General features: G+C 45.6%; 14 protein-coding genes. 6 read left to right on the plus strand and 8 right to left on the minus strand.

Annotated features, from left to right (window positions below):
* The first annotated feature begins 422 nt into the window (after window positions 1-422).
* Window positions 423-971: a gamma carbonic anhydrase family protein gene (locus tag VTH8203_RS12385; RefSeq protein ID WP_096993951.1), complete on the plus strand. Its 549-nt coding sequence runs from the start codon at window positions 423-425 to the stop codon at window positions 969-971.
* Here the strand turns inward: VTH8203_RS12385 and VTH8203_RS12390 are convergent.
* From VTH8203_RS12390 to tsaC, 4 genes are all read right to left on the minus strand, one after another.
* The gene (locus tag VTH8203_RS12390; RefSeq protein WP_096993952.1) at window positions 968-1,231 is read right to left on the minus strand and encodes a DUF1488 family protein; all 264 of its coding nucleotides are present in this window, start codon (window positions 1,229-1,231) and stop codon (window positions 968-970) included. The genes VTH8203_RS12385 and VTH8203_RS12390 overlap by 4 nt on opposite strands.
* Before the next feature lie 3 nt (window positions 1,232-1,234).
* Window positions 1,235-2,062 (minus strand): shikimate dehydrogenase, encoded by an 828-nt coding sequence (gene aroE / locus VTH8203_RS12395; protein ID WP_096994019.1) that lies wholly within the window; start codon window positions 2,060-2,062, stop codon window positions 1,235-1,237.
* A 79-nt stretch (window positions 2,063-2,141) separates the two neighbouring features.
* Window positions 2,142-3,047, minus strand: a complete 906-nt coding sequence (gene hemF / locus VTH8203_RS12400; RefSeq protein ID WP_096993953.1) for an oxygen-dependent coproporphyrinogen oxidase — start codon at window positions 3,045-3,047, stop codon at window positions 2,142-2,144.
* 9 nt (window positions 3,048-3,056) lie between these two features.
* Window positions 3,057-3,614: an L-threonylcarbamoyladenylate synthase type 1 TsaC gene (tsaC, locus tag VTH8203_RS12405; protein ID WP_096993954.1), complete on the minus strand. Its 558-nt coding sequence runs from the start codon at window positions 3,612-3,614 to the stop codon at window positions 3,057-3,059.
* A 183-nt stretch (window positions 3,615-3,797) separates the two neighbouring features.
* Between tsaC and purE the strand changes: the two genes are divergently transcribed.
* Both purE and VTH8203_RS12415 read left to right on the plus strand, forming a co-directional pair.
* Window positions 3,798-4,283: a 5-(carboxyamino)imidazole ribonucleotide mutase gene (gene purE / locus VTH8203_RS12410; protein WP_063604588.1), complete on the plus strand. Its 486-nt coding sequence runs from the start codon at window positions 3,798-3,800 to the stop codon at window positions 4,281-4,283.
* A gap of 2 nt (window positions 4,284-4,285) precedes the next feature.
* Window positions 4,286-5,416 (plus strand): 5-(carboxyamino)imidazole ribonucleotide synthase, encoded by a 1,131-nt coding sequence (locus tag VTH8203_RS12415; RefSeq protein ID WP_096993955.1) that lies wholly within the window; start codon window positions 4,286-4,288, stop codon window positions 5,414-5,416.
* A gap of 52 nt (window positions 5,417-5,468) precedes the next feature.
* On the opposite strand, the gene VTH8203_RS12420 is transcribed toward VTH8203_RS12415, so the two are convergent.
* The 4 genes from VTH8203_RS12420 to VTH8203_RS12435 are packed head-to-tail and all read right to left on the minus strand — an operon-like array spanning window position 5,469 to window position 8,738.
* The gene (locus VTH8203_RS12420) at window positions 5,469-6,041 is read right to left on the minus strand and encodes a DNA topoisomerase family protein (RefSeq protein ID WP_096993956.1); all 573 of its coding nucleotides are present in this window, start codon (window positions 6,039-6,041) and stop codon (window positions 5,469-5,471) included.
* Between the two features lie 36 nt (window positions 6,042-6,077).
* Complete coding sequence (locus VTH8203_RS12425; protein ID WP_096993957.1) at window positions 6,078-6,554, minus strand: DUF494 family protein; 477 nt, start codon at window positions 6,552-6,554, stop codon at window positions 6,078-6,080.
* 2 nt (window positions 6,555-6,556) lie between these two features.
* Window positions 6,557-7,657 (minus strand): DNA-processing protein DprA, encoded by a 1,101-nt coding sequence (dprA, locus tag VTH8203_RS12430; protein ID WP_096993958.1) that lies wholly within the window; start codon window positions 7,655-7,657, stop codon window positions 6,557-6,559.
* Entirely contained in the window at window positions 7,650-8,738 is a 1,089-nt protein-coding gene (locus tag VTH8203_RS12435) for a LysM peptidoglycan-binding domain-containing protein (protein ID WP_096993959.1), read from the minus strand. The genes dprA and VTH8203_RS12435 overlap by 8 nt, the downstream gene beginning before the upstream one ends.
* Before the next feature lie 115 nt (window positions 8,739-8,853).
* Between VTH8203_RS12435 and def the strand changes: the two genes are divergently transcribed.
* The 3 genes from def (at window position 8,854) to rsmB (ending at window position 11,695) form a co-directional block, all read left to right on the plus strand.
* Window positions 8,854-9,363, plus strand: coding sequence for a peptide deformylase (gene def, locus VTH8203_RS12440; protein ID WP_006073002.1), 510 nt, complete (start codon window positions 8,854-8,856; stop codon window positions 9,361-9,363).
* Between the two features lie 17 nt (window positions 9,364-9,380).
* On the plus strand, window positions 9,381-10,328 hold the full coding sequence (fmt, locus tag VTH8203_RS12445) for a methionyl-tRNA formyltransferase (RefSeq protein ID WP_096993960.1): 948 nt from the start codon (window positions 9,381-9,383) through the stop codon (window positions 10,326-10,328).
* Window positions 10,329-10,417: 89 nt separating this feature from the next.
* On the plus strand, window positions 10,418-11,695 hold the full coding sequence (rsmB, locus tag VTH8203_RS12450; RefSeq protein WP_096993961.1) for a 16S rRNA (cytosine(967)-C(5))-methyltransferase RsmB: 1,278 nt from the start codon (window positions 10,418-10,420) through the stop codon (window positions 11,693-11,695).
* The last annotated feature ends 15 nt before the right edge of the window (window positions 11,696-11,710 follow it).

An 11,710-nucleotide genomic window follows, 5' to 3' on the forward strand; every position in this document is an offset into this window, starting at 1 on the left:
TGGTCACTTCGTTTCATTGAAACCTAATTTGATACCGCTCTTTATTAAGAGAAATATCTAATTTGATTATCATCAACGAGTGCCCACACAGATTGATAGGTTTATATTGTTAAAGAGCTTGTTTTGAGCTTCACTCAAAACGGACGGCCATTTTAGCGAGATAAGTTGTCGTGTCAACCACTTTTTTCAACTTATTTTGCTAAGCTTCTTTGAAGCTTGAGACCTTCTGACTGGATGCGAACTTTCGTCTGCGTTCCCGTGTCAGCGAGGGGGCATTATAGAGATCGAAATCTTCTTGGCAATAGTCAAAATACATTTTTTTCCGTTTTTTTGTTCGGATGGTTATATTTTGCTCTCAAACACTATAAATAACCGAAATTTATCGCCAAACTAAAGGCTAAATGTAAAATTTAGGGCACATTATGACTTCAATACGTAGCTATAAAGGTATCTCTCCTAGCTTTGACGACTCCGTCTATATAGATAAGACCAGCGTCATTGTTGGAGATGTGCGTTTAGGAAAGGATGCCAGTATCTGGCCTTTGGTTTCTGCAAGGGGGGATGTGAATCATATCGTTATTGGTGAGCGTACTAATATTCAGGACAATAGTGTTCTTCATGTGACTCACAAGAACAACGACAACCCTGATGGTTATCCACTCGTTATAGGAAATGATGTCACGGTCGGCCATAAAGTCATGCTTCACGGTTGTATTATTGAAGATCGCGTTTTAGTGGGGATGGGGACGATTATTCTCGATGGTGTTGTTGTTGAATCTGATGTAATGATTGGAGCTGGTAGCTTAGTACCGCCAAACAAACGACTAGAAAGTGGTTATCTGTATGTAGGCAGTCCAGTAAAACAAGCACGTCCTCTCACAGATAAAGAACGTGCTTTTTTGCAAAAATCAGCGGATAACTATGTTCAGAATAAAAACGATTATATGCATAAGGTCCATTCCATTCGTTAACGAATGATAATCTTACCTTGTTCATCAAAGCTCTCATCTTCTATGAGAGCTTCTGCTATCTCCTCAATATCAAAGCGAACCGAATCAAAAATTGCTACAGCTTCGTGTTTAGCAACCTCTTTTTGGTACGCTAGCTGCGCTAGCTTTTCTAAACTCACTAAACAAACAATAAGCATACCTGACTGATGTGCATGAAACTCTACCATTTCAGTTGTGTCGTCCCACGTCACTTGATCAGAGAATAAAATAGATTGATTCATGACTTAAGCCTCAAGGTTCTTTCGTAACTCTCTAAGAATTTGTTTCGTTCCAGGTCTTAATCCACGCCAGAGTACAAAGCTTTCTGCTGCCTGTCCTACAAGCATACCTAATCCATCATAGACACTCCGAGCGCCGGATGTTTTGGCCCACTGATTAAATGTGGTAAGCCCTTGACCATAAGCCATATCATAACTCACCGTATTGTTATCGAAGATCACGTCACTAATATCAGGCACTTGCTTATATAAGCTTGCAGATGTCGAATTGATGACTACATCGTAGGCGCAATCAATATCGTTTATCCCAACCGCTTGTATCATGCCAAAAGGAGAAAACAGTTCTGTCAGTTGCTGAGCCTTTTCAAAAGTTCGGTTAGTGATGGTCACACAGCTCGGCTTTTGATCGAGTAACGGCTTAAGTACACCCCGAGCAGCGCCGCCAGCTCCTATCATTAAAATAGAAGCGCCCTCTAATGGTACTTGATGCTGCAACAGGTCTTGAACCAGCCCTTCTCCATCGGTGTTATCTCCAATGATTTCACCATCGTCCAATTTCTTCAGTGTATTGACAGCTCCGGCTAGTTTGGCGCGCTCAGTTAATCGACCGGCAAACTGAAATGCCTCTTCTTTAAAAGGAGCAGTAATATTGCAACCTCGACCACCATCAGCAAAAAACTGACTCACAGCTTGAGTAAATTCGCCCTCTTCCGGTTGCAAACGTCCGTATTCAATATTTTGTGACGTTTGACGTGCAAAAAGTGTGTGTATGTAAGGAGACTTGCTTTGTGAGATGGGGTTTCCAAAAACGACGTACTGATCGGGCTTACTCATGTCCTTGCCTGCTGCGTGCCAAAGTGAATAGTTCGACACTATCACTTCGGCACACATTCGCCAAGTTATGCCTGTCGCATTACCAGTCTCGCGCTTGAAGGTAGTGGGCGTAAAGCTCGTGTTCTGGTGAACCCTCTTCAGGCTGATAGCTATATTCCCAACGAGCGAGTGGTGGCATCGACATTAAAATAGACTCTGTTCGCCCACCACTTTGCAAGCCAAATAAGGTGCCTCGATCGTAGACCAAGTTAAATTCGACATAGCGACCACGTCGATAAAGTTGAAACTGACGCTCTCTCTCTCCGAATTCTGTCTGCTTTCGTTTCTGTACGATCGGCAAATACGCCTCGGTATAACCCGAGCCAACGGCTTTCATATAAGCAAAGCTGCGTTCGAAGCCCCATTGGTTAAGGTCATCAAAAAATAATCCCCCCACACCACGAGTTTCGTTTCGATGAGGCAGGAAGAAGTATTCGTCACACCATTTTTTGTGTTCGTTATAGACTTGTTCACCAAATGGCGCACAAATATCCTTCGCCACTTGATGCCAATGCTGACAGTCCTCTGCAAATGGATAAAACGGCGTAAGATCAAAGCCACCTCCAAACCACCAGATAGGGGCTTCACCTTCTTTTTCAGCGATAAAGAAACGCACATTGGCATGAGAAGTTGGAATGTAAGGGTTCTTTGGATGAATAACTAAAGACACCCCCATTGCCTCAAACTTTCGACCAGCTAACTCTGGCCGATGAGCTGTCGCAGAAGCTGGCATCTTGTCGCCAAAAACATGCGAAAAGTTAACGCCACCTTGCTCAAAAACGAGGCCATCTTTTAGTACTCGGCTGCGTCCACCGCCGCCCTGCTCACGCTGCCACTCATCCTGCTGAAATGTTGCGCCACCATCTTCGTGCTCAAGCTTTTGGCAAATATCGTCTTGAAGCTGCAGTAGAAAAGCTTTGACCTGGTGTTTATCCACTTGTTGCATCTAATATCCTCAGCCTTGTCTCAATACTTTTAACGTTCTTGCATCTCGAATTTCACTAGGTTTATTGCGACCACCTGTTTCACCATCAAGGATTTGTGCCAGGCGATCACCAAGTTGCGTTTTGACTTCTCCAGTTGTCATGCAAGATGGCATTCCAGACAAATTAGCACTAGTCGAGGTAATTGGCTTGCCGTAAGAAAGACAAAGTTTCTGTACTAGCTCGTGATCCGTGACACGAACGGCAATCGTATCGAATGCACCACTTAACCACGAGGAAACTCGGTCGCTCGCTGGCATAATCCAAGTATAAGGACCAGGCCACGTTTTTCTCACACTTTCGAGCTGAGACGATGTCAATTGACTCTCATCCACATAAGGTCGAAGCTGTTCATAGTTGGCAGCAATTAGGATCAATCCTTTCTCTGCTGGTCGCTGCTTAACTGCCAATAGCTTTTTAATTGCACTGACATCATCAGGGTCACAACCAACACCAAATACTCCTTCAGTCGGATAAGCAATCACTTCACCTGATTTCAGTGCGGCTACTGTATTTTGAAAATTATCCACCGAGACTTCCTTTTATTAAAAGCTAAACAATTAATTTACATTTCAACGGCACTATGCGGAAAAGCGGCATGAGAATCCAGAAAAAAACACAAAAACCACCCACGCAAACGTTTTCCTTAGAAAAAAATCCTCGTATAATGCGCGCAAGTTAGTCCATTTGCACACGCCTTGAAGGAGCTTCGGATGAAAGTCGGCATTATTATGGGTTCAAAATCAGATTGGCCAACCATGAAACTAGCAGCAGAGATGCTTGATCAGTTTGGTGTAGATTATGAAACCAAGGTTGTTTCTGCGCACCGCACGCCTCAACTATTAGCAGACTATGCAACGACTGCAAAAGAGCGTGGTATCAAAGTTATTATTGCTGGTGCAGGCGGAGCGGCACACCTTCCGGGCATGGCGGCAGCGTTTACCAGCGTTCCAGTACTTGGCGTGCCTGTACAGAGCCGAGCACTTAAAGGAATGGACTCATTACTGTCTATCGTACAAATGCCAAAAGGTATTGCCGTTGGCACTCTAGCCATTGGTGAAGCTGGTGCGGCAAATGCTGGCATCTTGGCGGCACAAATCATTGGTGTTCATGATGACGCTGTGATGGAAAAAGTTGAAGCCTTCCGCAGCCAACAGACCGAAACCGTCCTTGCTAACCCAGATCCGTCTGAGGACTAATAATGAAACACGTCTTAGTACTTGGTGCAGGTCAGTTAGCGCGAATGATGTCGCTAGCGGGTGCACCTCTTAATATCAAGATCTCTGCTTTTGATGTTCATAGCGAAAACATTGTGCACCCACTGACTCTGGAAGTGCTTGGACAAGGTCTAGAGCAAGCAATATCACAAGCTGACGTCATTACCGCTGAATTTGAACATATCCCTCTTGATGTCCTAGCTGTTTGCGAAGCAAGTGGCAAGTTTTTACCATCGACAGACGCGATTAAAGCTGGTGGCGATAGGCGTATTGAAAAAGCGCTACTTGATAACGCTGGCGTTAAAAACGCAAAGTATGCGGTTATTAACGAGCGTAATGGTCTTGATGCCGCTATCGCCTCCGTCGGGTTACCTATGGTCCTGAAGAGTGCGCTGGGCGGCTACGACGGCAAAGGACAGTGGCGACTTAAAACACTCGATAATCTAGAGCAAATATGGACAGAGATGGCGCAATGTATTGCTGATTCAAATAATCAAGCCATCGTAGCGGAAGAGTTTGTGCCGTTCCAACGTGAGGTATCACTTGTGGGTGCTCGCAACCAACACGGTGATATTGCCATTTATCCGCTGGCAGAAAACGTACACACTGACGGAGTGCTTACTCTGTCTACAGCTATTGATGAGCCTGAGCTACAAGCACAAGCTACCCAGATGTTTACCGCTGTGGCTGAGTCTCTCGACTATGTCGGTGTGCTGGCGTTGGAGTTTTTCGATGTGAACGGCCAACTTCTCGTCAACGAAATTGCACCGCGAGTACACAATTCAGGACACTGGACTCAGCAAGGTGCCGATACCTGTCAGTTCGAAAACCACTTACGTGCAGTTTGTAATATGCCTCTTGGTTCCACCGACGCCGTTAGAGCAACCTCTATGGTAAATATTCTCGGCGAAGACTCTGTTCCTGATGCTGTTTATGCTCTAGCTGGATGTCATGTTCACTGGTACGGCAAAGAAAAGCGGGCTGGACGCAAAATGGGCCATATCAACGTCTCGGCTGCAAATCAACGCGACCTCAAAGCAACGCTTATTCAACTTGCCGACCTACTGGATGAGTCGGCCTACCCTGCGTTAAGACCTGCAGCAAAAACTTTGTAAGCATTAGTCGATTCAATACTTAGTAAAACGGCTCCCATTTAGGAGCCGTTTTTTATTCTTGTATTTTCTGACAACGTCTCGAGGCACATTCCAATACCGTTCCTGCTGCGCGTTTTTTCTCCACCAGCAACGAGTAGCCACAATATTGGCACACACCAGTAACCGGCGCATGATTCACGGCAAACTTGCATTTAGGATAGCAATCGCAAGCAAAGAACACCTTTCCATAACGCGATTTTCGCTCCTTGAGCGTTCCCTTGCCACACTCTGGACAGCGAACAGAATCTTTTGCTTCTTGTTCAGGTTCATCTTGTTTATTTGGCGACTGAATAAAATGACAGTCAGGATAATGACTGCACCCAATAAACATACCAAAACGTCCTTGACGTAATAACAACTCTGAACCGCACTCTGGACATGCAACGCCAAGCTCTTTGATGATATGGCCATCATTCTGGTGCAGAGGTTTAATATAATCGCAGCTTGGGTATTGGTCGCAACCTAAGAACGGGCCATGTTTACCATTCTTAAGTAACAATTTGCCTGAATGACATTGTGGACACGGCTCATGATCCAACGCATGTTCATGAGCCGAGAAAAGTTGCTGATTGATTTTACCACTCATGGGTGTCTCTTAACTTACTGCCAATATTGGCCTCGTTTAGTGGACTACACCCCTCTCTGCGGTGTAGATCAACTCTTCCATGAGAGTGTATGCGTTTTCGTTACCAGGAACATTGAACAAAACCATCAAAATAATCCATTTCAGGTCGTCCAATTCAAAATCGTTGGTTTCCAACCCCATGACACGATCGATAACCATCTCACGAGTTTCCGCAGTCAACACGCCAACTTGTTCCAAAAACAGCAGCAAACCACGACTTTTTACATCCATGCGTGACATTTCTTGCGCGGTATAAATGCGTGTCGACGTGGCCGCACTGGTTGCAATCGCCGATTGGTTATCCGCATTTTGCAACTCGGCTAAGTCTTCTAACCACTCCAGCGCTTTGTAAATGTCTTTTTGCTTAAAGCCTGCTCGCAGCAGTTCATCCTCAAGTTCGTCTTGGTCTACCTGCAGATCTGCATCACTATGCACGTAGGTTTCGAACAGGTACATCAGTATGTCCATCATCATAGCTAGCCTCTCCCCTTAAGAATATAACCACCGTTAACTGCAACAACATGCCCTAATAACTCAAGCTCTAGTAGTTGTTGCATGACCTCTTGCACAGGAATATGGGTCTTTTGCGCTAAAATATCAACTGGTGTTGCCTCTATTCCTACGTTAGCCAACAGATCAGGAAATGGCAATTCTTCTTTATCAATAAATTGGTCAAAAAGTGTCGGCTGTACTTTTTTAGACCAGTTGGTGAGCGATTCTATTTCACTCAGGAGATCATCAGGAGACTGCACCAAACACGCTCCTGATTTGATCAGGGAATGACAGCCAGTATGAAAAGGGTGGTGAATCGAGCCCGGAATAGCAAAAACATCTCGTCCTTGTTCAGCGGCATACTTGGCTGTAATCAACGAACCACTTTTCTCTGTCGCTTCAACCACCAGTACCGCTAAAGATAATCCACTTACGATTCGGTTACGACGCGGGAAGTGCTCAGCCCTAGGTTTTACCGACGGTAAATGTTCACTGACTAACGCTCCACGCTCTGCGATACGAGAAGCCAATGACTGGTGACGTGCAGGGTAGACTTGCGATAAACCAGAGCCCAATACCGCAATAGTAGAGCCTTGTACATCCAGCGCCCCTTGATGAGCGTGACCGTCAATACCCAATGCTAAGCCACTGGTCACGCAGTAGCCATGCTGGGCAAATATCCCAGCGTAGCGGCGCGCAATATCTAACCCTTCTACAGTCGCATTTCGACTTCCCACCATAGCAATTTGAGGCTTTGTCAGTAATGGTAACTGCCCTTCAATAAATAACGCTGGTGGCGCCCCCCTAGTTTCACTCAAAAGTGGTGGATACAACGAATCACCGCTAGTAACGATAAAGCGGTGTTCCCCCTCCGCCCACGCGAGTGCTTGTTCGGCTAGGGCTATTGATTGCTGATGGATAAATACGACTTGATTCGGCTTCAAGCCAATGGCTGTCAGTTCCTGTTTTGTGTAATTGACAATATTGATAGGACTATCTATCGCTCGGAGCTTTTCGAATGTAATCGCACCGATTCCTGGACATAGAGAAAGCCTCAACCAAGCGAGAATATGAGCCTCACTCATGCATCGTTCCATCAATATTCGGTGCATTAACCATCACTTGCTGGGTGATGGGCTCTGTCGCTTCGGTAATAAGCGCAACACTAAAGCCTTGATAGCTTTGAATGACCAACAAACGTCCTATTTCTATCAACGGAAACCGAGAATTGGCTGTAGGTGCGTCATCGCTGCCACCCAGGCCTTGTCGACCACCGGAATAAATAAACGTTTCACTGGGCCTTGTTAGTATGTAGCTGCTGCCTTGAACAACAGAAGCGTCTCTGCCTGCATTCAATACTACCGTTTGACCTTGAACCGCAAAATGCAGCGAGCTAAGCATACCGATAATACCAATGTCCTTTACTTTAGGGCCTGTTTTTGGCTCAAAAAGCCTCGTTGTCTTATCGTGAATAAGATCGGAGATGGGAATAGCAATATCTCCTCGCCTAAGTTCATGCGCAACATCGCTCAACTGTAAAATAGCGATACCATCAACCTGTTTCGTCAAACGGGCGGTAGCCAGACGCTTAATCTCTCTCATAGTAAAGCGCTCATCATCATGATGATACGAGTTGCCGACTCGATAAATGACCCAAGTTTGTTCACTACCTTGATAATCGATATACACTTCATCTTGCTGAGAGATGTAATCCAAACCTCGACTGGATCCTATTATTTGGGGATACATCACCAGCTCACTCTCTAATATCAATCTCTCTTGTTCTCGATAATGAGAGAGAAAACGAGGATTAACCGTATTCGATGGTTGTTTTCGCGTAACCGTCATCACAGGAGAAAGATGCTTTACCCTTTTGTTCATTAATTGCGGTTGTCCCGCCACCCAGATCAATAACAGTGTGTCTCCTGGGTAAATTTTGTGAGGGTTGGTGATATGAGAATTCTGCTGCCAAAGTTCAGGCCAACGCCAAGGAGAGGACAAATACCTTCCTGACAGCGCCCAGAGTGTATCGCCGGACTTAACAACATAATGTCGCGGAGCATCTGGTTTGAGAACATCACTGACGTTAGCGTAAGATTGAGTAGCCCAAAAGGTGACAGGGGCAAGAGATAAAAGAGTCAATAACAGACATGTTACCTGCTTCATACACCGCAATCCTTCGCTTTGTTTCAAGGGATGCTGTCATTTAGGTGCGAAAATGTCTAGAATTGAACCAACGAAGTCCATGCCTATTCGGCACAGTTCAACATTTTGAGTGTATATGTCTGTATTACAAGTATTAACTTTCCCGGATGATCGCCTAAGAACGGTAGCTAAGCCCGTTGAAGCCGTAACGCCGGAAATCCAAAAAGTCGTCGATGACATGATTGAAACCATGTATGACGAAGAAGGCATTGGCCTTGCAGCAACGCAAGTTGACTTTCATCAGCGAATTGTTGTGATTGATATTTCAGATACTCGCGACCAACCAATGGTACTGATCAACCCTGAAATTACCGAAAAGCGCGGTGAAGATGGTATTGAAGAAGGCTGCCTGTCGGTTCCTGGTGCGCGCGCACTGGTACCACGCGCCGCTGAAGTGAGTGTCAAAGCGCTGAACCGCGATGGTGAAGAGTTTACGTTTGATGCAGATGACCTATTGGCGATTTGTGTGCAGCATGAGCTTGACCACTTAGAGGGCAAGTTATTTGTTGATTACCTGTCTCCTCTAAAGCGTAAACGCATCAAAGACAAACTCGAGAAAATTAAGCGCTTCAACGCTAAACAATAATATTAAGTGAGGTTTCCGTGAGCCAATCATTACGTATTGTGTTTGCCGGTACTCCAGACTTCGCCGCCCGTCACTTGGCGGCGTTATTGTCTTCGGAGCACGAGGTTATCGCTGTTTACACCCAGCCAGACAGACCTGCAGGTCGAGGCAAAAAGCTAACGGCAAGTCCGGTCAAAAACATTGCTCTTGAGCATGATATTCCGGTTTACCAACCTGTGAATTTTAAATCTGACGAAGCTAAGCAAGAGCTCAAAGACCTTAATGCCGATATCATGGTCGTCGTCGCTTATGGCCTATTGCTACCACAAGCGGTTCTTGATACGCCAAAGCTAGGTTGCATCAATGTGCATGGTTCCATCCTGCCTCGCTGGCGTGGTGCCGCACCTATTCAACGCTCTATTTGGGCTGGAGATGCTCAAACAGGTGTCACGATTATGCAGATGGATATTGGCCTAGATACGGGTGATATGCTGAAAATCTCTACGCTGCCGATTGAAGCTACAGATACCAGTGCAACGATGTACGATAAACTGGCAGAGCTTGGCCCACAGGCCCTAGTTGAATGTCTTGCTGACATTGCCTCAGGTAATGCTTTACCAGAAAAACAAAATGACGATGAAGCGAACTACGCCAGCAAGCTAAGTAAAGACGAAGCGAAGATCGATTGGAATCAGCCAGCAGAATTCATTGAACGCTGCGTTCGTGCTTTCAATCCATGGCCAATGAGCTTCTTCTCTGTAGAAGAGAACAACATCAAAGTTTGGCAATCACGTGTGGAAGCCAAAGCGACAGAGTCCGCAGCTGGGACTATTCTTAAGGCTGATAAAACAGGAATTTACGTCGCTACCGGCCAAGACACCTTAGTATTAGAGCACATTCAAATACCAGGTAAAAAAGCCATGCCAGTGAGTGATGTATTAAACTCTAAGGCCAGCTGGTTTGAAGTGGGTAGCATTCTGAGTTAACAACGCAGGTGCTCATTGATAGTTAGGGCCAGCACGTTAAGTGCAGGCCTTATTTTGTTTTTAATGTCGATAAAATTTAGGTAACCAACATGAATGTTCGCGCTGCTGCGGCCAATATCCTTTTCCAAGTGGTTGATAAGGGTCAATCTCTATCGAGTGCCCTGCCATTGGGCCAGCAACAAGTAAAACCTAGAGACCAAGCCTTATTGCAAGAAATTTGCTTTGGTGCACTGCGCATATTACCTCGTTTGGAGTCGGTTGCCTCCGAGCTGATGGATAAACCCTTAAAGGGTAAACAGCGTGTATTTCATCACCTAATTTTGGTCGGCATCTATCAGATTGGTTACATGCGTATTCCAGCTCACGCAGCCGTAGGGGAAACCGTTGAGGCAACCAAAACGCTCAAAGGCCCAAAACTACGCGGCCTTATCAATGCCGTGCTGCGAAACTACCAACGCAACCAAGAACAGCTTGATGAAATTTCTGTCAGCCACAATGCCGGAAAATACGGCCACCCAGGTTGGTTACTCAAACTCCTACAAGAGAGCTATCCACAACAATGGGAAGCGATCGTCGAGGCGAACAACACCAAAGCCCCAATGTGGCTGCGTGTCAATCACCAACATCACAATCGCGACGACTACCAAGCACTCCTTAAAAATGAAGGCATAGATTCCACCGCTCACCCCGAAGCTTTGGATGCTCTAAAATTGGCCGCTCCTTGCGATGTGAATACTCTTCCTGGTTTTGACAAAGGTTGGGTGTCGGTACAAGATGCCGCTGCTCAGCTTTCTATCAACTATTTAGAGCCTAAAGATGGTGAATTGATTTTGGATTGTTGTGCAGCTCCTGGAGGCAAGACCGCGCATATCCTAGAGCGAACAAAAGATAGCCAAGTAGTGGCTATTGATTGTGATGAAACTCGATTAAAACGCGTTCATGACAACCTTAAACGCCTAAAACTACAAGCTAAAGTAGTCTGTGGCGACGCGAGAACACCAAGTGAATGGTGGCAAGGTGAACAATTTGACCGCATTCTATTGGACGCACCATGTTCTGCAACCGGAGTGATTCGTAGACATCCGGATATCAAATGGCTACGCCGCGCTGATGATATTGAGGCACTGGCAGCGCTACAGAGTGAAATTTTCGATGCCATGTGGCAACAACTAAAAGTAGGTGGAACCTTAGTGTATGCGACCTGTTCAATCACACCACAAGAAAATAAACAGCAAGTAAAAGCGTTTCTTGCTCGCACAAATAATGCAACGCTAATTGGGTCAGACATCGATAACCCAGGGCGTCAGATTCTTCCTGGAGAAGACGATATGGATGGTTTCTATTACGCTGTGCTAAAAAAGGCGTAGAATGCCAACCTACTG

Source organism: Vibrio thalassae, assembly GCF_900089835.1.
Taxonomy (GTDB): Bacteria; Pseudomonadota; Gammaproteobacteria; order Enterobacterales; family Vibrionaceae; genus Vibrio; species Vibrio thalassae.

Coding starts and splice junctions, on each gene's coding strand:
- VTH8203_RS12415 (WP_096993955.1), top strand. CDS start 4,286: ATGAAACACGTCTTAGTACTTGGTGCAGGTCAGTTAGCGCGAATGATG.
- purE (WP_063604588.1), top strand. CDS start 3,798: ATGAAAGTCGGCATTATTATGGGTTCAAAATCAGATTGGCCAACCATG.
- hemF (WP_096993953.1), bottom strand. CDS start 3,047: ATGCAACAAGTGGATAAACACCAGGTCAAAGCTTTTCTACTGCAGCTT.
- VTH8203_RS12425 (WP_096993957.1), bottom strand. CDS start 6,554: ATGATGATGGACATACTGATGTACCTGTTCGAAACCTACGTGCATAGT.
- aroE (WP_096994019.1), bottom strand. CDS start 2,062: ATGAGTAAGCCCGATCAGTACGTCGTTTTTGGAAACCCCATCTCACAA.
- def (WP_006073002.1), top strand. CDS start 8,854: ATGTCTGTATTACAAGTATTAACTTTCCCGGATGATCGCCTAAGAACG.
- VTH8203_RS12420 (WP_096993956.1), bottom strand. CDS start 6,041: ATGAGTGGTAAAATCAATCAGCAACTTTTCTCGGCTCATGAACATGCG.
- VTH8203_RS12435 (WP_096993959.1), bottom strand. CDS start 8,738: ATGAAGCAGGTAACATGTCTGTTATTGACTCTTTTATCTCTTGCCCCT.
- rsmB (WP_096993961.1), top strand. CDS start 10,418: ATGAATGTTCGCGCTGCTGCGGCCAATATCCTTTTCCAAGTGGTTGAT.
- dprA (WP_096993958.1), bottom strand. CDS start 7,657: ATGAGTGAGGCTCATATTCTCGCTTGGTTGAGGCTTTCTCTATGTCCA.
- VTH8203_RS12385 (WP_096993951.1), top strand. CDS start 423: ATGACTTCAATACGTAGCTATAAAGGTATCTCTCCTAGCTTTGACGAC.
- VTH8203_RS12390 (WP_096993952.1), bottom strand. CDS start 1,231: ATGAATCAATCTATTTTATTCTCTGATCAAGTGACGTGGGACGACACA.